Annotated in this window: 21 protein-coding genes; 9 read left to right on the forward strand and 12 right to left on the reverse strand. The window is 68.5% G+C overall.

All coding sequences use genetic code 11. From position 1 onward, the window contains the following. Window positions 1-182: transposase (locus AC1DYD_RS23785; protein ID WP_478175218.1), on the reverse strand; the 182-nt coding region annotated here is incomplete at its 3' end. A 283-nt stretch (window positions 183-465) separates the two neighbouring features. On the opposite strand from AC1DYD_RS23785, the gene AC1DYD_RS23790 reads away from it, so the two are divergent. Continuing rightward, entirely contained in the window at window positions 466-1,029 is a 564-nt protein-coding gene (locus AC1DYD_RS23790) for a methyltransferase family protein (RefSeq protein WP_478175219.1), read from the forward strand. A gap of 221 nt (window positions 1,030-1,250) precedes the next feature. Here the strand turns inward: AC1DYD_RS23790 and AC1DYD_RS23795 are convergent, their stop codons facing one another. Beyond that, on the reverse strand, window positions 1,251-1,829 hold the full coding sequence (locus AC1DYD_RS23795; RefSeq protein WP_478175220.1) for an NnrU family protein: 579 nt from the start codon (window positions 1,827-1,829) through the stop codon (window positions 1,251-1,253). Between the two features lie 161 nt (window positions 1,830-1,990). On the opposite strand from AC1DYD_RS23795, the gene AC1DYD_RS23800 reads away from it, so the two are divergent. Further along, entirely contained in the window at window positions 1,991-2,944 is a 954-nt protein-coding gene (locus AC1DYD_RS23800; protein WP_478175221.1) for a nucleoside hydrolase, read from the forward strand. Here the strand turns inward: AC1DYD_RS23800 and AC1DYD_RS23805 are convergent, their stop codons facing one another. The 6 genes from AC1DYD_RS23805 to AC1DYD_RS23830 form a co-directional block, all read right to left on the reverse strand. Next, the gene (locus AC1DYD_RS23805; RefSeq protein ID WP_478175222.1) at window positions 2,945-3,640 is read right to left on the reverse strand and encodes a phosphoribosyltransferase; all 696 of its coding nucleotides are present in this window, start codon (window positions 3,638-3,640) and stop codon (window positions 2,945-2,947) included. It lies immediately after the preceding gene. A gap of 2 nt (window positions 3,641-3,642) precedes the next feature. Then, window positions 3,643-4,482: an ATP-binding cassette domain-containing protein gene (locus tag AC1DYD_RS23810; protein ID WP_478175223.1), complete on the reverse strand. Its 840-nt coding sequence runs from the start codon at window positions 4,480-4,482 to the stop codon at window positions 3,643-3,645. After that, window positions 4,479-5,495 (reverse strand): ABC transporter ATP-binding protein, encoded by a 1,017-nt coding sequence (locus AC1DYD_RS23815; protein WP_478175224.1) that lies wholly within the window; start codon window positions 5,493-5,495, stop codon window positions 4,479-4,481. Before AC1DYD_RS23815 ends, AC1DYD_RS23810 begins: the two co-directional genes overlap by 4 nt. Next, window positions 5,492-6,376 (reverse strand): ABC transporter permease, encoded by an 885-nt coding sequence (locus AC1DYD_RS23820; RefSeq protein ID WP_478175225.1) that lies wholly within the window; start codon window positions 6,374-6,376, stop codon window positions 5,492-5,494. The genes AC1DYD_RS23815 and AC1DYD_RS23820 overlap by 4 nt, the downstream gene beginning before the upstream one ends. Window positions 6,377-6,437: 61 nt before the next feature. Next, on the reverse strand, window positions 6,438-7,415 hold the full coding sequence (locus AC1DYD_RS23825) for an ABC transporter permease (RefSeq protein WP_478175226.1): 978 nt from the start codon (window positions 7,413-7,415) through the stop codon (window positions 6,438-6,440). A gap of 5 nt (window positions 7,416-7,420) precedes the next feature. Then, on the reverse strand, window positions 7,421-9,025 hold the full coding sequence (locus AC1DYD_RS23830; RefSeq protein WP_478175227.1) for an ABC transporter substrate-binding protein: 1,605 nt from the start codon (window positions 9,023-9,025) through the stop codon (window positions 7,421-7,423). Between the two features lie 113 nt (window positions 9,026-9,138). Between AC1DYD_RS23830 and AC1DYD_RS23835 the strand changes: the two genes are divergently transcribed. After that, window positions 9,139-10,323 carry a M20 aminoacylase family protein gene (locus AC1DYD_RS23835; RefSeq protein WP_478175228.1) on the forward strand — a complete coding sequence of 395 codons (1,185 nt, stop codon included), beginning with the start codon at window positions 9,139-9,141 and terminating at the stop codon, window positions 10,321-10,323. 128 nt (window positions 10,324-10,451) lie between these two features. Here the strand turns inward: AC1DYD_RS23835 and AC1DYD_RS23840 are convergent, their stop codons facing one another. After that, window positions 10,452-10,964: a DUF2306 domain-containing protein gene (locus tag AC1DYD_RS23840; RefSeq protein ID WP_478175229.1), complete on the reverse strand. Its 513-nt coding sequence runs from the start codon at window positions 10,962-10,964 to the stop codon at window positions 10,452-10,454. A gap of 190 nt (window positions 10,965-11,154) precedes the next feature. Then, the gene (locus AC1DYD_RS23845) at window positions 11,155-11,364 is read right to left on the reverse strand and encodes a putative periplasmic lipoprotein (protein ID WP_478175230.1); all 210 of its coding nucleotides are present in this window, start codon (window positions 11,362-11,364) and stop codon (window positions 11,155-11,157) included. Window positions 11,365-11,448: 84 nt separating this feature from the next. On the opposite strand from AC1DYD_RS23845, the gene AC1DYD_RS23850 reads away from it, so the two are divergent. From AC1DYD_RS23850 to AC1DYD_RS23875, 6 genes are all read left to right on the forward strand, one after another. Further along, window positions 11,449-11,892, forward strand: a complete 444-nt coding sequence (locus AC1DYD_RS23850; protein WP_478175231.1) for a hypothetical protein — start codon at window positions 11,449-11,451, stop codon at window positions 11,890-11,892. A 118-nt stretch (window positions 11,893-12,010) separates the two neighbouring features. Then, a complete protein-coding gene (locus AC1DYD_RS23855; RefSeq protein ID WP_478175232.1) occupies window positions 12,011-12,310 on the forward strand; it encodes a hypothetical protein in 300 nt (99 codons plus the stop codon). Then, a complete protein-coding gene (locus AC1DYD_RS23860; RefSeq protein WP_478175233.1) occupies window positions 12,307-13,728 on the forward strand; it encodes a TolC family protein in 1,422 nt (473 codons plus the stop codon). Before AC1DYD_RS23855 ends, AC1DYD_RS23860 begins: the two co-directional genes overlap by 4 nt. 27 nt (window positions 13,729-13,755) lie before the next feature. Continuing rightward, a complete protein-coding gene (locus AC1DYD_RS23865) occupies window positions 13,756-15,171 on the forward strand; it encodes a multicopper oxidase family protein (RefSeq protein ID WP_478175303.1) in 1,416 nt (471 codons plus the stop codon). Between the two features lie 37 nt (window positions 15,172-15,208). Then, window positions 15,209-15,712: a cupredoxin domain-containing protein gene (locus AC1DYD_RS23870; RefSeq protein ID WP_478175234.1), complete on the forward strand. Its 504-nt coding sequence runs from the start codon at window positions 15,209-15,211 to the stop codon at window positions 15,710-15,712. Next, window positions 15,709-16,041, forward strand: coding sequence for a copper-binding protein (locus tag AC1DYD_RS23875; protein WP_478175235.1), 333 nt, complete (start codon window positions 15,709-15,711; stop codon window positions 16,039-16,041). The genes AC1DYD_RS23870 and AC1DYD_RS23875 overlap by 4 nt, the downstream gene beginning before the upstream one ends. A gap of 35 nt (window positions 16,042-16,076) precedes the next feature. Here AC1DYD_RS23875 and AC1DYD_RS23880 read toward each other — a convergent pair whose 3' ends face one another. Both AC1DYD_RS23880 and AC1DYD_RS23885 read right to left on the reverse strand, forming a co-directional pair. Next, window positions 16,077-16,865, reverse strand: coding sequence for an L-iditol 2-dehydrogenase (locus AC1DYD_RS23880; protein ID WP_478175236.1), 789 nt, complete (start codon window positions 16,863-16,865; stop codon window positions 16,077-16,079). A gap of 409 nt (window positions 16,866-17,274) precedes the next feature. Further along, complete coding sequence (locus AC1DYD_RS23885; protein WP_478175237.1) at window positions 17,275-19,278, reverse strand: 4-oxalomesaconate tautomerase; 2,004 nt, start codon at window positions 19,276-19,278, stop codon at window positions 17,275-17,277. Window positions 19,279-19,291: the final 13 nt, after the last annotated feature.

Consider the following 19,291-nt stretch of genomic DNA (forward strand, 5'->3'; position numbering starts at 1 on the left):
GCCTGATGCCGGGCGCTGGCGTGCAGCGGGTCCACCCGAGCGGCCATCGGCTCCACGCTCTTGCGCGACAGCGGCAGCATCAGTCCGGTGCAGTAGCCCTTGAGCCCCGCGTGACGATCTGAGTGACCCAGCCCTTCCGCCAGATGGTGCATGTACTGGTCGAACCGTTGACTCATACCCATGGCTCTTCACCCATCAGTTGAGGAAGTGCACATAATGCCTTGTTTTTATTGACACAGTAAGACTAGGGAGCCTCGGAATTACCCTGCGGCTGCCGCTCCTCTGGACATGACGTTCGTGGCAAGGGCACGAACGGCCATCATGACCGAGCATTCCCGCGTCTGATTTGCCCTTCCACCGGGCGCCGTCGTGGGCACGGCTGTGGCGCGTCCTGGACTCTCACGCTCCACCTGTGAGTTCATCAGACCCCGAAGTTGCCGCGGCGCTCCGTGTAAATTCCGCAAAATGCTTCTCCCCCTCGCGGCCTACCCCCCAACCTTCGTCATCGCGAGTTCGGTGCTCCTTTACGTCTCGCGTGGAGCGATGAGGCGTCCGCGATCTCACGGCTTCTCGCGGTTCTTTGCTTGGGAGTGCATCCTGGGGCTCATCTGGCTCAACTTGCCCGTCTGGGGTGATGGCCCGCTCGCGCCGCATAAATTGGTGGCGCAGGCGCTGTTCGTCGCCTCGATCTGGCTCCCGCTGCATGCGGTGTACCAATTGAGGCGATTCGGCCATCCCAGCGCCTCGCGCGAGGACGAGGCCCTGATCGGATTCGAGAAGACGACCACGCTGGTGACGGCCGGCGCGTTTCGCTACATTCGGCATCCGATGTACGCGGCGCTGATCTTCCTGGCCTGGGGCATCTTCCTCCAGCAGTTCACGTGGTTGGGGCTGGCGCTGGTGCTGACGGCGACGGCGCTGCTGGTCGTCACCGCGTTTCGCGAAGAGCACGAATGCCTCGCGCATTTCGGCAAGGCGTACCAGGATTACATGAGCCGTACGCATCGATTCGTGCCGTTCTTGTTGTAGTTCCGGGCGACGTCCGTGTCGCAGTGCCGTAGGCGCGCAGGATTCCTGGCGCAAGGCGCTCGTCAAAGCCAAGAAGCTGCACGGACGTCGCCGGAGGAACTCATCTGCTTCGGCGCGCTTTCAGCCCTGCCGGTTCCAGCCGCTTTGGCCCAGGCGCCATGGTCCGAGGAGCGCGAAGCTCCGGAAGGCGCCGATGCAGCAGTGGCTTGACGGGGGGCGACTCACTGGCCGAGCGGCGACACCCCGGTCATCCGGACGTGGATCCAGAACAGGAATGCGACATAGACCATCAGCCCGCCAACGACCGCGACGACATCATTGAGAGGACTCGGCGGCGCACCGGGGACGTGTCGGGGATTGGCGCGGCGCTTGACGGAAATCAGGTCCGCCACTGCCCAGACAAGGAAGGCCCCGAAGAGAAGCACGTCGGCCATCGTGCCATTCGCCAGCAGGTGCGCCGTTGCCCAGAACTTCACTGCGAGCAGCATCGGGTGCTGGGCCGTCCTTTGGAGGCGGCCTGGCAGGTAGGCCGCGAACAGAAGCGGAAACACCGGAACCATCAGCAGCAGCGCGACTTGCCTCAGTGCAACCGGTGGCGCGTAGAGCACCCACGGCGTCTGACGGGCCACGCCGTAGCCGTGAATCAGCAACAGCAGGCCGGCCAGCGAGGCCAGCGCGTACACGCCCTTCCAGACGCGCTCCCCGTGCCGTGCGATTTGCGCCTCGCGCCAGGCAGGGGCGACGATGGATATCGAGTGAATGCCAAGGAATAGGATCAGGCCTGCTACGAGAAGTGTCATGGAATCTCCTTCGGCGATGCCGGTGAACGCACTGTCACGCCAGGCGCGCCGGCGCTATCTTCCTCCATCTTCCCGCAGCGCTCGACGCGAGGCGCGAGCGCTTTCCATCTACGCGAAGCAATGAGGCCTTCCGCGGAGAATCTGGCGACACAATATCCCGCATGGATTCTTCAAGAAGCGCGCTGACTTCCGCCTGGGTCGACACCGACCTGGGCTTCGACGATCTCGCCGCCGTGCTGACCGTCACGCAGACGCCGCCGTGGCGGGTCGACGGCATGTCGCTGGTCGCGGGCAACGCCCCGCTCGACGTGGTGGTCGACAACGCCTTGCGGTCGGCTGCGTTCTTCGGCTGGGATTTTCCGATCCACGCGGGCAGCGCCCGGCCGCTCGCCGGCGAACTGGTCACGGCGCAGAACATCCTCGGCGCGGATGCCATGGTGTCGGCCGGCCGCAGCCTGCCGCGGGCGCGCGGATCGCTGGCATCGAGCGATGCGGCGGCTGCGCTCATCGACTACCTCGCGGCCGCCACCGAACCGGCCACGGTGCTCGCACTGGGGCCGCTCACCAACATCGCGATCGTGCTGCAGGCACGGCCCGACCTCGCGGCGCGCATCGGTCGGCTCCTATGGATGGGCGGCAGCGCGGGGCCGGGCAATCACACGGCGGCGGCGGAGTTCAACGCGGCGGTCGACCCGGAAGCGATCAACGTGGTCCTCGACGCCGGGGCGCCGCTGTGGATGGTCGGCCTCGATGCCTGCCGGCAGGTGCGTGTGCACGCGAGCGATGCTGAAGCGCTGCGTGCGCTCGGCTCCGACAAGGCGCAAGTGCTTGCCGACCTTCTGCTCGGCTACGTGCGCATCGCGAGCCCGGCCGGTGCGCTGCCGATGCCGCTCTACGACCCGACGGCCGCGGCCGCGCTCGTGGCGCCCGAAGGGCTGAGCTTCAGGCCGGCGCACGTGGTGGCCGAATGCAAGGGCGAGTACACCCGCGGCATGACGGTGGTCGAGTGGCGGGTGCCGAAGCGCGCCGAGGCCAACGCGCAGGTGGCCAGCGTGGCCGACGAGTCCCGGCTGCGCCGCGTGGTGCTGGACGCGCTCGCCCGCGCCGCGAGTTGATCAGTCCCGCAGCACCCAGCCTTCGGGCACGGCCTTCAGCAAGGGGCTCTCGAACACGCCGATGACACGCGCCGCGCGTTCGGCGCCCAGTCGCTCGACCCATCGCCGGCCCTGCAGCATCGCGACGCCGCAGGCGATCACGTCGCCGCCGAGCGACTCGATCAGCTCCCACGCCGCGAGCAGCGTGGTGCCGGTGCTGATCGCGTCGTCGACCAGCACCAGGCGCTGGCCTTCGATCAGCGGGCGGAGGTGGGGGTCGAGGTAGATGCGCTTGCCCGGCGTCGGCGAGGTGATCGAATGCACCGGCGCGGAGAGCGCCTCGTCGTACCAGAACTTGCGCGAGTAGCCCATCGGCAGGTAGCGCGCGTGGCCCAATGCGCGTGCAACCACCGGTGCCAGCGCAAGGCCCAGGGTGGGCAAGCCGATCACCCGCTCGGGGGCCTGTGCGGACAGACGCCGCGCCAGCATGGCGCCCAGCGTGTCGACCACGTCGAGCGAGGCCTGATTGACCAGCAGCGAGGCCACGGCATGCGCCGGTTCGCTCGCGAGCTGCCGGATCGGCAGCATGAGCACGCGCCCGTCGGGCAGGCGCGCCGGGTAGCCGAACCGCCAGGGCGCTTCGGGCCGCTCGACCGCAGCGGCTTCGATGATGCGCTGCCAGTAGCCCGTGGTGGGTTCCGTGAAATGAGCTGTCATCTTCAGGATCCGTTCGGCGCGAGCTGGCGCGAGGGATCGGGAACCGGGGTGGCAGCCAGCAGCCGCTGGGTGTAGGGATCGCGCGGCGCATTCAGCACGGCGTCCGCATCGCCGCTTTCCACCACGCGGCCCTGGTGCATCACCATCACGCGGTCGGCCATCGCCCGCACCACGCCGAGGTCGTGCGTGATGAAGAGGTAGGAGAGCTTTCTTTCCCGCTGCAGGTCGAACATCAGCTTGAGGATCTGCGCGCGCACCGAGACGTCGAGCGCCGAGACCGGCTCGTCGGCCACGATCAGCGCCGGATTCGATGCCAGTGCGCGCGCGATGCCCACGCGCTGCCGCTGGCCACCCGAGAGCTCGTGCGGCAGCCGGTCGCGGAAATGCGCGGGCGGCAGGCCGACCTGTTCGAGCAGCGCATCGACTTCGGCCGATGCCGCGGCCCGATCGAGTCCGCGGTGCCAGGTCAGCGGAAGGGCGACGCTCTGGCCGATGCTGCGGCGCGGATTCAGCGAGCCGCCGGTGTCCTGGAACACCACCTGCACTTCGCGGCGGAAAGTGCGTGCGGCTTCGCCGGAGCGCGTCGTGAGGTCCATGCCCTTGTAGAGGATGGTGCCTTCGCTCGGCGCCGTGAGTCCCAGCAGCATGCGGCCCAGCGTGGTCTTGCCGCTGCCGCTTTCGCCGACCAGGGCCAGCACTTCGCCGGCACGGATCGACAGCGAGACGCGATCGACCGCGCGCTGCATCTGCCGCGCGCGAAACAGCCCGCCGCTCGCGCGCACGGGGAACAGCCGGCTCAGGTCGCGCGCTTCGAGCAGCGGCGGGGTCGTGGCCGCGTTCATGGCGAGGTGGCCTCGTTGCGCTGCCAGGCGTCGGCAGCGATCGGCTCGTCGCTCAGGTGGCAGCGGTCGGCGCCAGGGCCGCGGACCCGCAGCGCCGGCGCCAGGCTGTCGCAGACGCCGGCGCGGGCGATCGGGCAGCGCGGGTGAAAGCGGCAGCCTTCGGGCCAGTGCCCGGCGATCGGCACGCCGCCCGGAATCGAGAACAGCGAATGCGCGCGCGACTGCGGACTGAGGATGCTCGCCAGCAGGCCCTGCGTGTACGGATGGCGCGGCGCGGCGAAGAGCGGCGCCACCTCGCTGGATTCGACCACCTGGCCGGCATACATCACGTTGACCCGCTGGCAGGTCTCGGCCACCACTGCGAGGTCGTGGGTGATCAGCAGGATGCCGAGGTCGAGTTCCTTGCGCAGGCGCATCAGCAGCTTCAGGATGCCCGCCTGGACGGTGACGTCGAGGGCCGTCGTCGGCTCGTCGGCGATCAGGAGCGCGGGCCGCATCGCGAGCGCCGCCGCGATCAGGATGCGCTGGCGCATGCCGCCCGAGAGTTCGTGCGGGTACTGGCGCGCCACGCGTGTGGCGTTGGGCAGCTCCATCAGGTCGAGCAGTTCGAGCACGCGCGCTTCGAGGCCCTCGGTGCGGCCGTGCGCGCGCAGCGGCTCCGCGATCTGCCGGCCGACCGGCATCAGCGGATCGAGGTAGCTCGTGGGGTCCTGGAAGACCATGCCCACGCGGGCGCCGCGCATCGCGCGCAGTTCGGCGGGCGCGAGCCGCGCCAGGTCCCGGCCTTCGAGCAGGATCTGCCCCTCGGCCACGCGCGCCAGGGGCGAGGGGAAGAGCTTCATGATCGCGAAGGCCGTCATCGACTTGCCCGAGCCCGATTCGCCGACCAGGCCCACCGCCTCGCCGCGGCGCACCGTGAGCGAGAGGTCGTTCACCACCCGCAGCGCGGTCGCGCCCTGGCGGATATCGACCGACAGGCCGCGCACGTCCAGCAAGAGTTCACTGTGGCTCACTTCGCGTGCCCTCGCGGATTGAGCGCATCGTTGAGCGCATCGCCGACGACGTTGAACGACAGCACCGTGAGCGCGATCGCGAGTCCCGGAAAGGCCGACATCCACCACGCGCTGCGCAGGTACTGCTGCGCGTCGTTCAGCATCGCGCCCCATGACACATGATTGGGATCGCCGAGTCCGAAGAAGCTCAGGCTGGCCTCGATCAGGATCGCCATCGCGATGTCGAGCGAGCCCAGCACGATGATCGGCGCCGCCACGTTGGGCAGGATCTCGCGCACGATGATCGCGCCGTGGCCCATGCCGGCCACGCGCGCCGCGTCGACGAACTGCGATTGCGCGAGCGTCGCGACCGAGGCGCGCACCACCCGCGCGAGCTGCGGCCAGGCGAGCGCGGCGATCACCACGATCATCTTGAACACGCTGGTGCCGAACAGCGCGATCACGATCAGTGCCACGACGAAGCGCGGCAGCGTCTGGAAGAACTCGGCGATCCGCATCAGCAGCGTGTCGAGCCAGCCGCCGAAGTAGCCCGCCAGCGCGCCGACGATCACGCCCACGACCACCGCGAACAGCGCGCTCAGCACGCCGACGGTGAGAGAGATGCGCGTGCCGAAGACCACCCGCGTCCAGATGTCGCGGCCCAGGTCGTCGGTGCCGAGCCAGTGGCCGGGAGCGAGCGGTTCGAGCAGCGCGCTGTCGCCGCCGCCGAGCGGGTCGTACGCGCTGACCAGCGGCGCGAAGACTGCCAGCGCGAAGAGCAGCGCGAGGAAGGCCAGCGCGAGGATCGTCGTCGGCCGCCGCAGCAGTCGGCGCCGGAAGCCGGCCTTGCGCAAGGGCGTGCCCACCGGGGGCACGATCGGAGTCAGCGTCGCGTCACTCATAAGGCAACCTCCGTGCTTCGCACTGCGGTGCGAGCTTGCTTGGAGCGGTCCGGCGCGGCGCTCATGCGCGTTCGATCCGCGGATCGATCAGTCGGTGAATGATGTCGGTGACCAGGTTCGCGACGACCACCGTGACCGACACCATCAGCAGGATCGCGAGCATCACCGGATAGTCCCGCTTGGAGATCGATTCATAGAGCAGCCGCCCGATGCCGGGCCACGCGAACACGGCCTCGATCAGCGCCGAGCCCGCCAGCACGAAGCCCACGTTGTAGCCGATGACCGTGAGCACCGGCGCCGCGGCATTGCGCAGTGCGTGCACGACGACCACGGTCCACTCGGACGCGCCGCGCGAGCGCGAGGCCAGGATGAAGTCGGCGTTCATCACCTCGAGCATCGCCGCGCGCGTGATGCGCGTGATCAGCGTGAGGTAGCGCAGCGACAGCGCGAAGGCCGGAAGCACCAGGTACGACAGGTGCTGCAGGGTGCCTGCGAAACCGGGCTCGGTGCCGCGCACCGGGTTGTTGCCTTGCGAGGGCAGCCAGCCCAGCCAGATCGCAAATACCAGGATCAGCAGCTGCCCGAGCCAGAAATCCGGGATCGCGTAGCCCGCCGACGAAGCGCCCTGGATCGCCGAGTCGGCCAGTCCCCGGCCCGAGCCGGAGGCGGAGCGGGCCGCGATGACACCGAACACGATCCCCATCACGCTCGCGAAGGCGAGCGCGCTCAGGGTGAGTTCCAGCGTGGCGCCGAGCCGATCGAGAATCAGCGCGGCCACCGGCTGCTGGTTCGCGAACGAATAGCCGAAGTCGCCCTGGACCACCTTGCCCAGGTAGCGCAGCAACTGGATCCACACCGGCTGATCGAGCCCGAACTCGCGGCGCATCTGGTCGAGGTATTCGGGCGGCGCGGGAAAGTCGCCCACCAGCAGCGTGATCGGATCGCCCGGCGTGAAGGCGATCAGCAGGAAGTTGAGCACCACCACCGCGAGCAGCAGCGGCACCGCGTGCAGCAGGCGACGCAGGATGAAGGAGGGCATCGAATCTAGTCGGTACGCCTGACGCCGGCCCACTGGTCGCGCGCATCGAGCGCGGGGAACACGCCGGTCAGCTTCCTGCTCGCCGTGTCCACCGTCTCCTCGTCGAACAGCACCAGCGTCGGCAGGTCCTCGTTGAGGATCACCTGCAGCTCCTTGTAGAGCCTGGCGCGCACTTCGCGATCGGTGGCGGTGGCGGCCCGGCTCAGCAGATCGTCGACCTTCGGGTTCGAATAGCCGCTCGCGTTGGTGTTCGGCGCGGTGCCCGTGTAGGTGTTGTAGAGGCGCGTGTAGCCGATGGCCGGGTCGCCGGCCGAGAAGTACGATCCCAGCATCATGTCGTAGTCGCGCTTGGCGAACACGCGGTCGTAGTACACCGAGCGTTCGAGCGGCTCGAGCTTCACTTCGAGGCCGATCTGCCGCAAGTTGTCCTGGATGATCTGCGATTGCGCGCGCATCTGCGCCCGGCTGACGTCGAAGGGCATGCGCACTGTCGTGCTGCCGGGCTTGACGCCGGCCTTCTCGAACAGGGCCTTGGCGCGTGCCGGATCGAGGGGGTACTTCTTCGCGTAGCTCACCTCGTCGTTGAAGAGCCATTTGAAGCCGTCGCCGAAGGCACCCGCGCCCGGTCGGGCGATGCCGTTCATGGCCTGCTTGACGAGCCGCTGCCGGTCGATCGCCAGGGCCGCTGCATGGCGAGCTTCCAGCTTCGAGAACAACGGCGACTGCGTGTTGAACATCAGGAAGTAGACCGCCGGGATGTTCACGCCACGGCGCGGCGCCAGATTCTTGTCCGCGAGGATCCGCGGGACGTCGGGCTTGGGCGTGTAGAAGTCGAGGAGTTCGTCGATCTCGCCGGTCTGCAAGGCGGGCACGCGGTTGGCCGCCTGCGGGATCACCTGGAAGATGATCGATTCGAGAAAAGGCTTGTCGCCGTCCCAGTACTGGTCGTTGCGCACGAGCTTGATGCTCGCCCCGCGCTTCCACTCGCCGAACTTGAAAGGGCCGGTACCCACCGGCTTCTGGTTGGCCGGGTTGGTGCCGATGTTGCTGCCTTCGTAGAGGTGGCGCGGGAGCATCGGGGCGTCGAACACCGTCATCTGCGAGAGGAAGGGGGCGTAGGGCTTCTGCAGCCGGACCACCGCGGTCAGGGGATCGGGCGTGTCGACCTCGAGGCCGAGACCCTTGAACACCGGCGCCGCACGCGGGTGCAGCTTGCCCACGACCTCGGTCAGCGTGAACTTGACGTCGGCGCTCGTGAAGTCCTTGCCGTCATGCCACTTGACGCCGCTGCGCAGCGTGAAACGGTAGGTCTTGCCGTCGGGCGAGACGGTCCAGGCGGTGGCCAGCGAAGGCTTCGGGTTGTACTGCGGGTCGAGCCACACCAGGCCCTCGAGGATCTTGGCCGAGACGTCGCCGGCCGCGAAGTCGGTGGTCGTGCCGAGGTTCAGCGTTGGCGGATCGGCGTCGATGGCGAGCACGGCGGTGCCCTTGCCGGTGGCCGCGTGGCCGTAGCGCGAAGTGGCCAGGCTGCCGGCGATCGCGAGGGCGCCGAGGCTCAACTGGCGCCGGCTCAGGAAGAGGGGCGGGGGGGTGTGGGTGCTGTGGGTCATTGTCGGAGAAGGGCCCGGGGGCGGGCGATTTTCGAAGCAATTTCAGGGCCATCGGACAGCCGCCATTATTGGCGTGGAAAATGCACGCTCACTGCAGCGTCAAGGCGGCCCCGATGATTTCAGTTCCCATCCACCCCGGCATCCAGGCCACGACCGAGGAAATGGTCGGCTTGCGCCGGCAGATCCATGCCAATCCCGAACTGGGCTATGAAGAGTTCCAGACCAGCGATCTGGTGGCGGAACGACTGGCGCGCTGGGGCTATGCCGTGCATCGCGGCCTGGGCGGGACCGGCGTGGTCGCAACGCTCAAGGTCGGCGACGGCAGCCGGCGGCTGGGCCTGCGCGCCGACATGGACGCGCTGCCGATGACGGAAACCACCGGCCTCTCGTGGGCCAGCCGAAAACCCGGCGCCATGCACGCTTGCGGCCATGACGGCCACACCGCCACGCTGCTCGCCGCGGCGCAATTGCTGGCGGTCGCCAAGGGCTTCAACGGAACGCTCCACCTGATCTTCCAGCCCGCCGAGGAGGGCTTGATGGGCGCGAAGAAGATGGTCGAGGACGGTCTCTTCGAGCGCTTCCCCTGCGACGCGGTGTATGCCTTCCACAACGAGCCCGGTTTCCCGGCCGGGCAGTTCGGCTTTCTTCCGGGCGTGATCTACAGCTCGTCGGACACGGCCGTCATCACCATTGAAGGCAAGGGCGGCCATGGCGCGATGCCGCACACCACGGTCGATCCGATCATGGTCGCGGCGCACCTGATCCTGGCGTTGCAGACCCTGGTGTCGCGCGAGGTCGACCCCAACGACATGGCGGTCGTCACGGTGGGTGCGATGAGCGCCGGCAAGGCGCCCAACGTGATTCCGACCAGCGCCGAACTCAAGCTGTCGGTGCGCGCGCGAAAGCCCGAGGTGCGCGCTTTCCTGCGCGAGCGCATCGTCGCCATGGCGCAAGCCCAGGCGGCCGTGCATGGCGCGACCGCGACGGTCGACTACCAGTGGAAGATGCCGCCCTGCGTCAACGACGAGGCGGCCACCGCCTTCGCGCGAGAGGTGGCGCTGGCGTCGATGGGCGAGAAGGCGCTGATCCCCGACATGGCGCCGCTGCAGGCCAGCGACGATTTCGCGTTCATGCTGAACGCGGTGCCGGGCAGCTACTTCATCGTCGGCAACGGCGACGGCAAGCCCGGCAGCGGTCCGGGCTGCATGGTGCACAACACCGGCTACGACTTCAACGACGAGATCCTGCCCAGCACCGCGAGTTATTGGGTCGCGCTGGCGCAGGCCTACCTGCGTTGAGTGCTGTTGCCCTCTCGAGCGAAATCGCTGCCTGAGCTTGTTCGCCGAGGGCTCTCAAGTCGTCACTCCGGCCCTGGCATCTGCCCGGTTGCGCGCCGTGTCGCCCGCCGACACCGGCCGTTGAGCCCCTATCCGCCCACGCTGTCAGGCAGCCCCGCCGATGAACGCTTCGCGAGGCCGCGCACTTGCAGCACGCAGCCGATCACCAGCACGACGAAGAAGAAGCCCACCGCCTTCTGCAGGCTCGGATCGTCGGGCCCGCTGAACCAGGGCGCCCCGGCGGGCAGCCGCGTGAAGGTCTCGGTCAGCCCGGGGATCATGTGGAAGAAGAGCGTGGTCGAGTAGGCGATCATCTCGACCGCGCGCGAGGCGCGGCCGAAGACCTTCCGGCGCCCGGCCAGCGCCGCGATGCCGAGCACCACCAGCGTCAGGACCCCCAGCGCGTGCGGTGCGCCGAAGCCGCCGTGCCGGAAGATGCCGAAGCCGGTCAGGCAGGTCAGGACCGTGGCCCAGACATAGGTGCGGCCGAGCGGATGCCCGGCCGCGATTTCGCCGAAGCGGATCATCGACGCAAAGCCCGCGGCCAGCGCCACCAGGCTGATGGCGGTGTGGACGATGCCCAGCGGTGTCAGTCCGAACATGGAGAGCTCCTTCGATGTGCTTGGGTCGGCGCGGCCTGCCTGCGAAGCGCCGTGGCGCCGGAAGGGCCACCGGCTTCCGGCCCGACCGGATCGCACAAGCAAGAGTCGGACCGCCGAGTCGGCGGTCCGGCGCGTTTCATCGCTCTTTTGAAGGCCGCAGTCGCGCGGTGGCCAGGGGTCCGTCGGGCGATCAGGGTTCGCATCGGAACAGGACGCCGGTCTCGGCGGGCGCCTTGCCGATGACCTGCAGGGTCAAACGGTCCTTCCGGCAGTACGAGGCGGCCTCGGCGGAGGTGGTGGCGCGCATCACGCCGTCCTTCATCCGGACGACTTCGTTGGAAGGGGCGCCGCAGCCTGCCAGCGCCATCGCAAGGAGGAGGAATGAGAGTCGTCGGTTCATGAGGCCGACTCTAGCGCCTCGGCGCGCAACGCACGACCCCGGCCGGGTCGAAGCCGTCGCGGCACCTCATCTACAATGCGCGGCATGCACCGGGTTCGCCTGTTTGTCCTTTGGATCATGATGTTCGCCGTTCCCTTCCAGGGGTACGCGGCGGCAGCCATGGTCCTTTGCGGGCCCGGGCATTCGGGTGCGACGAGCACGATGACCGCGACGAGCACGATGGCCGCGGTCACAGCCGGAACTTCCGAAGCACACGATTCCGCGGTGCATCGGCACGGCGACGGGCACGCCGGCCAGCACCACCACGAGGCCAAGCAGTCGTCCAAGGCCGACCCAGGCAAGACCGCCGGCCTCGAGGTCGACACCCTGCACAAGTGCGGCACCTGCGGCGCGTGCCACGGCACCGCGCTGGTCAGCGAGCTGCAGCTGGCCGTCCTCCAGGACCTGCCCCCCGCTGAACTGGCGGAACCCACCTTCGCGCTGGCCGCGCTGGTGCCCCGCCTCCTCGACAAACCCCCTCGCCGCTGACACGTTCGCGCCGCCGTGACACGCGTCACGGCCACGCCGCGAACGCTCATGCATCGCCTGCGTCATGCCCTTTTCGGGCGGCTCGACGCACTCCGTTCATGAACTTGCGAGGACTTCCATGTTCGCTTCATTGCCGGCCCGTTGGCTGGCCCTTGCCCCTGCCGTGGGCGCGCTGAGCGCCATCGCCCAGCCCACGCCGCCTCCTGCAGAACCGCGCGCGACGCCCCCGGTCGCCACCTACCCGTCCGCGCTCGAGGGCTACCGCCCCTTCGCCGACGAAAAGCCGATCCCCTGGAAGGCCGCCAACGACACCGTGCACCGCCGCGGCGGCTGGCGGGCCTACGCCAAGGAGGCGGCGAAGGGCGCCGCCGGCGACGGCCCCGCCACAGCGGCGCCGCCGGGCAAGGAACGGCCATGAGGCCCGCCTTGCGTCTGGCGGCCATCGCTGCCGCCATCGGCGTGCTGGCCGGCTGCGCCTCGGTCGGCATCGACGATGCCCTCCAGGAGACGAACGCCAACGCGCAGGCCTTCACCCAGGGAAAGCTGGAACTGAGCCGCGACCCGGCGCAGCGCGACCGCCGCGCGGCCCTGGCGCAGGACCTTCTGGCGCAGCCGCTGACGCAGAACGATGCGGTGCAGCTCGCCCTGGCCAACAGCCCGGCCGTGCAGGCCCTGGTCGCCCAGAGCTGGGCCGACATCGCCGCCGCCGACCAGACCGGCCGGCTCCCGAACCCGATCTTCAAGTTCGATCGCCTGCGCATCGACAGCGAACTCGAGCTGGGCCGTCTGCTGTCCTTCGGCCTCGTGGACCTGATCCTGCTGCCGCGGCGGCTGGCCATTTCGAAAAGCCAGTCGGACCAGGCCAAGGTGCAGCTGACCGGCACCGTGGTCGACCAGGTCACGCAGGTCCGGCAGGCCTGGGTTCGCGCGGTCGCGGCCCAGCAGACGCTGACGTACGCCGAACAGGTCCATCGCTCGGCGCAGGCCAGCGCGGAGCTGGCGCGCCGGATGCAGCAGGTCGGCAACTTCAGCAAGCTCCAGCGCGCGCGCCAGCAGGTCTTCTACGCCGACGCAACCACCCGGCTGGCCCTGGCGCGACAGGCCGCCACCGCCGCGCGCGAGGAGCTGAATCGCGCCCTGGGGCTGGACGACGCCCAGGCGGCCCGGATGCGCCTGCCGGACCGGCTGCCCGATCTGCCGAAGGCGCCCCGCGATGCGAAGGAAGTCGCAGCCACCGCGACCGCGCAGCGCCTCGACGTCCGGATCGCGCGGGCCCGGCTGGAGGCGGCGGGCCAGTCGCAGGGGATCAACCTGCTGTCGACCTTCACCGACATCGAGGTCGGCGGCCGCCATGACACCGTGTTCGACGATGCCACCGGGACCCAGAGCACGCGCCGCGGCTACGAGATCGACATCCGGCTGCCCCTGTTCGACTGGGGAACGGCGCAGCGCGATGCGCTGGATGCCCAGTCGCTGGCCGCGGCCAACCGCTACGACGCCACCGTGCGCGGCGCGTCCTCGCAACTGCGCGAGAGCTATTCGGCCTACCGCACGGCCCATGACATCGCCCGGCACTACCGGGACGAGATCGTCCCGCTGCGCCAGGCCATGACCGACGAGAACGTGCTTCGCTACAACGGCATGCTGATCGGCGTCTTCGAACTGCTGGCCGAGGCGCGCGACCAGATCGCGAGCGTCAGCAACGCCATCGACGCCCAGCAGCAATTCTGGCTCGCCGACGCCGCGCTGGCGGCCTCGATCCTCGGCCGACCGACAGTGGCCGCGACGCCCATGGCCGGCGCCGGTCCCGCGGCGGCTGCCGCAGCCGCGCACTGAAGCCCCCGCACCGAACCCATGAACGACATGACGAACCGACGCAATTTTCTCGGCGCTGCGAGCGCCATCACCGGGGCCGTCGCTGCTGCGGGCGTGAGCAAGGTGGCGATGGCCGCCTTGCCGGAGCCCGCCTTCCAGACCCGGCCCGACACCATGCCGCCACTGGCGCCTTCCAGCGGAAGGCCCTACGACCCCGTGGTCACGCTCAACGGCTGGAGCCTTCCCTGGCGGATGAACAAGGGCGTCAAGGAGTTCCACCTGGTGGCCGAACCCGTGGTGCGCGAGATGGCGCCGGGCTTCAAGGCCAATCTCTGGGGCTACAACGGCCAGTCGCCCGGGCCCACGATCGAGGTCGTCGAAGGCGACCGGGTGCGCATCTTCGTGACCAACAAGCTGCCCGAGCACACCAGCGTCCACTGGCACGGCCAGCGCCTGCCCAATGGCATGGACGGGGTCTCGGGGCTGACGCAGCCCCCGATCCGGCCCGGCAAGACCTTCGTCTACGAGTTCGTCGCACGCCGGCCGGGCACCTTCATGTACCACCCGCATGCGGACGAGATGGTGCAGATGGCGATGGGCATGATGGGCTTCTGGGTGACGCACCCGAAGGGCGAGCATCCGCTGATCGACAAGGTCGACCGCGACTTCGTCTTCCTGCTCAATGCCTACGACGTGGAGCCGGGGAGCGCCACGCCCAGGATCATGACCATGCTCGACTTCAACCTCTGGTCGTGGAACAGCCGGATCTTTCCGGGCATCGACTCGCTCAACGTGCGCTTGAACGACAAGGTCCGGATCCGCGTCGGCAACCTCACGATGACCAACCATCCGATGCACCTCCACGGCCATGAGTTCGAGGTCACGGGAACCGACGGTGGGCCGACGCCGCGGGGCGCACGCTGGCCCGAGGTGACGACGGACGTCGCGGTCGGCCAGATGCGCCAGTTCGAGTTCGTCGCCGATGCGGAGGGTGACTGGGCCTTCCACTGCCACAAGAGCCACCACACCATGAACGCCATGGGCCACGACGTCCCGACCATGATCGGCGTCGACCACCAGGACATCACCCGCCAGATCACGGACCTCGTGCCCGACTACATGGTCATGGGCGAGCGCGGCATGGCCGACATGGCGGAAATGGACATGCCGATCCCCGACAACACGGCGCCGATGATGACCGGCGAAGGCCCCTTCGGCTCGGTCGAGATGGGCGGCATGTTCAGCGTCCTCAAGGTCCGCAAGGGCCAGAAGGCCGGTGACTACGCGAACCCGGGCTGGTTCAGGCACCCCAAGGGCACCGTGGCGTACGAGCTGGACGGCCCCGCGCCCGACGCCCCGCGACAGCGCGGCGCCGGTGCCGCCGCGATGCCCGTGCGGAACATGCCCGCCAGGGACATCGAGGTCCAGGTTCGCAAGCCTGCCGGCGGCCACGCCGGCCACTGACGTTTTTTCCCCACCTCTCCCAACGCAAAGGAAACCCATGAAGCACGCAATCCAACACACCGCGCTCGCTGCGCTGCTGGCCCTGGCGGCCGCAGGCGCCTCGGCGTCCGGCACCCATGCCGGCGGCCACGCGCACGGCGACAGCCACGGCCACGACGTGGACAGCGCGATCGGCCAGCCCGGCGTCGCCGGCAAGGCCACCCGCACGATCCGCATCGACATGAACGACAGCATGCGCTTCGTGCCGGCCGACGTCCGCGTCAAGCAGGGCGAGACCGTGCGCTTCGTCATCAAGAACTCCGGCCAGCTGAAGCACGAGCTCGTGCTCGGGACCCGGAAGGCGCTCGAGGCGCACTACGAAGTCATGAAGAAGAACCCGGAAATGGAACATGCCGACCCGAGCATGGTGACGCTGGCGCCCGGCCAGAGCGGTGAAGTCGTCTGGCAGTTCACCCGGGCCGGCCAGGTCGATTTCGCCTGCCTTCAGCCCGGCCACTATGACGCCGGCATGAAGGGCGTCGTGAAGGTGGCACGGCCATGATCGACCGCCGCATCGCACTGCTGGCATTCGTTGCCGCGCTCGCCCTCTCCGGCGCCGCGAGCGCCCAGTCCGGCGCCTCGGGAACGGCCGCCGCGGACGAGCTCTCCGACGGGGAGGTTCGCAAGATCGACACCGACAACAAGAAGCTCACGCTCAGGCACGGTCCGCTCAAGAACCTCGACATGCCCGGCATGACGATGGTCTTCCAGGTCACCGACCCTGCCATGCTCGAGAAGCTTCAGGTCGGCGAGAAAGTCCGGTTCCAGGCCGAGAAGATCGACGGCAAGTTCACGGTGACCCGGATCGAGGCCCTGGGCCGGGCCCCATGACGCCAGAGAGGCTCTGGTGACGGCAGAAGCCCGGCTCAACTCATTACATTGCCACCGTCGACGTTGAGCGTCTGCGCCGTGATGTAGCGCGCCTCGTCGCTGGCCAGGAACACCGCCGCGCCGGCGACGTCGTCGGGCGTGCCCATGCGGCCCAGGGGTACCTCGAGTCCGACGCGGCGCTTCTTCTCGCCCTTGGGAAGGCCCTCGTACTTCGCGAACAGGTCGTCGACGTGCTCCCACATCGGGGTGTCGACCACGCCTGGAGAAATACCGTTGACGCGGATGCCATGCGGCGCCATGGCGAGCGCTGCGCTCTGCGTATAGCTGATCACCGCCGCTTTGGTGGCGCAGTAGTGCGACACGAGGGCTTCGCCGCGCCGCCCGGCCTGCGAGGCCATGTTGATGATCGACGCGCCGGGGGTCTTCGCCCCGACCATGTGCTTGAGGACGGCCTGCATCACGAAGAACATGCCCTTCACGTTCACCGCGAACAGCAAGTCGTAAGAGGCCTCGCTGCTCTCCAGCAAGGGTGCCATGTCGAACACCGCCGCGTTGTTGAACAAGGTATGAACCGGCCCGAAGCGCTGCACCGCCTCGGCGAGCATGCGTTGGATGGCGGCGCTGTCGGTGACGTCGGCGCCGATGTAGTGCAGCGCATCCGGATGCTTGCGCTGCAATTCGGCCACCTCGGCCGGCGCGGCGGGCGCGCGGTCGACGACGCTGCAGAGGGCGCCTTCGGCGATGCAGGCTTCGGCGACGGCCAGGCCGATGCCGCCGCCGGCACCGGTGAGCAGGATATGACTTTGGGCGAGACGGCGGGTCATGCTGGTTCTCCTTGAACAATGATGGAAACGCGTTGGCTTGCGACCAGACCAGCCTTGAGGATTCGCTTCATGAGGATGTCTCCGGGTCCGGCGTCGGGGGGGTGGCGCCGTGGGACGAATTCTGGAGAAGGGTGGTTGTGCTTTTGGTACTTTGGGCGCCCAGAACAATACTTCTTTGCGCCATATGACCAGGAATTTCCCTGATCCATGCAAGAAGCATTTGCCCGATGTGGATGCAGGCAGCTTGTCCTGTACGGCGCACGCAATGTGTCGGACGCCGCCGATTTGCCTGGCGGATTCCGCCGGGCAGGACCCGTGCCCGGAGTCAAATCGATTCGCTGCGCTCCAGCCCTCGGTCCGTGTCGAACCCTCGGGGAGCCGCCAGCACCCGTCTGTAGCGGGCGACGCGTCAATCCAGCGCGAGTTGGCGCGACTCTTTCGGCGCAATCTCGGCCTGAGCCACGACCTGGCGCCAGCGGGCCAGATCCGTCTGCATCCTCCGCGCAAGCGCATCGGCGCCTCCCGGCTCAGCGCGCGCACCATGGCTCTCGAAGCGTTCGACGACCTCTGGATCGGCCAGTACCTCGTTGAGCGCCCGATTGAGGCGATCAATGGCTGTCGCGGGCGTACGGGCCGGCGCAAAAAGCCCATACCATTGCACGACATCCACCCCCGTGACGCCCAGCTCCGCGAGCGTCGGCACGGCAGGAAGGGCCACCAGGCGCTTCGGTCCAGCCACCGCCAAGGCGCGCAGCTGTCCCGCACGGATGAAAGGGTATGCCGTGAACAGGCTCGGAAACATGATCTGCGACAGTCCGTTGACCGTGTCGGCAATCGCAGGTGCGGCCCCCTCACTGGTCGTGCTCGCCATCGACGTTCCGCTGCTGAGCTGAAACAGTTCGGCGGCGAAATGCGGTGGCGTCCCATCGCCGGCGGATGCGTAGCTGAAACAGCGAGGCGCGTCTTTCAGCCGAGCGATGAGCGTGTGCAGGTCGGGGGCGCCTCTTGTCGGATGGCTGACCATCAAGGTCGGCGAAGAACCGACGAGCCCGACCGGCTCGAAATCGCTCACCGGGTCGTAGCCCAGCCTTTGCAGGGCCGGGTTCATCGCGTGCGTACCGACGTAGCCGAACATCAAGGTGTGGCCGTCCGGCGCGGCGCCGGCCACGTACTCGCTGGCGATCGCGCCGTTCGCCCCGGCCCGGTTGTCGACCCGCACTTCCCGGCCGAGCAGCGGGCCCAACTTGCCGGCAATGATGCGGGCCATCGTGTCGTTGCCGCCGCCGGCGCGCGTCGGCACGATGAGGGTCAGGGCTCTGTGCGGGAAGTTCGACGGCTCCGCGTCTGCTGCTTCGGGACGTGAAAACACGTAGTCGGGCAGATGCAGTTCGCCCTGCATGATCTTTCGCGCCGTGCGAACGAGGGCGGCGCGCTCCACGGTCGCGGCGTCTGCGCCGCCCTTCAACTCGACTTCGACATCGATCTGGCCGGCGGGATGAAGCACGACCAGGTTGTGGCGTCCCGGTTCGCGCGCCGCCCCGCTCGCGACCGTTCCCGGCAGGGCAAACGCGCTCGCGACGCCGATAGCGCCCGTCACGGCATGCGATGCATGGCATTTGCGCGGCGTGAAGTAGCGTGAGGTGATGCTGTCATTCGACTCACCCGTGCTGACCAGCACCGGCTTTGGAATGACGCTGTTGGAGACGTCGCCGAGGCCCATCCTGCGTCCGGCCTCCAGGCGCAGGCTTTCCAGCCGCTCGAGGAGCGCAGTGTTCGCGTCGAGCACTGCCGGTTTCTCGCGCCCCGTGACACCGAGATCACCGGCACGCACGATCATCAGCGGCATGGCCGCATCGATGCAGCTCACCTGGATGCCGTCGATCGTGTCGATTCGCTGGCCGGTCGGGAAGACCTGCCCGGTGACTGCCCCCCACGCATCGAGGAAGTTGAGCAGGATCGGCGCCGCCGTGCCGGCCACGCCATCGATGCGCGCGTCGCCTTCGTAGGTCACGCGGCCACCGGGCGTTCGCACCGTCACGTCGATGCGCGACCCGGTGTTGACGTTGTAGACGCGAACGCTGGTGGTGCCGTCCGTCGCAGCAATCAAACCCTGCTCGATCGCGAAAGGCGCGACGCCCGAGAGCATGTTGCCGCAGTTCGGCCGCGTGTCGACCGACCGGTGGCCCACGCCCACCTGCGCGAAGAGATAGTCGATGTCGCAGCCCGGCTGCGACGAGCGCGACACGATGGCGACCTTGCTGTTCAACGTGCTGCCGCCGCCCACGCCATCGAGCTGCAGCGGGTCGGAGGCACCGATCGCGCCGATCAGCGCCTGGTCACGGGCCTCGTCGCCTTCGGGCAGCCACTCGCGCAGGAAGAAAGGGCCGCGCGATGTTCCGGCGCGCATCAGCACGCAAGGGATGGAG

The sequence above is a fragment of the Variovorax sp. P4_B11 genome (genome assembly GCF_056402355.1).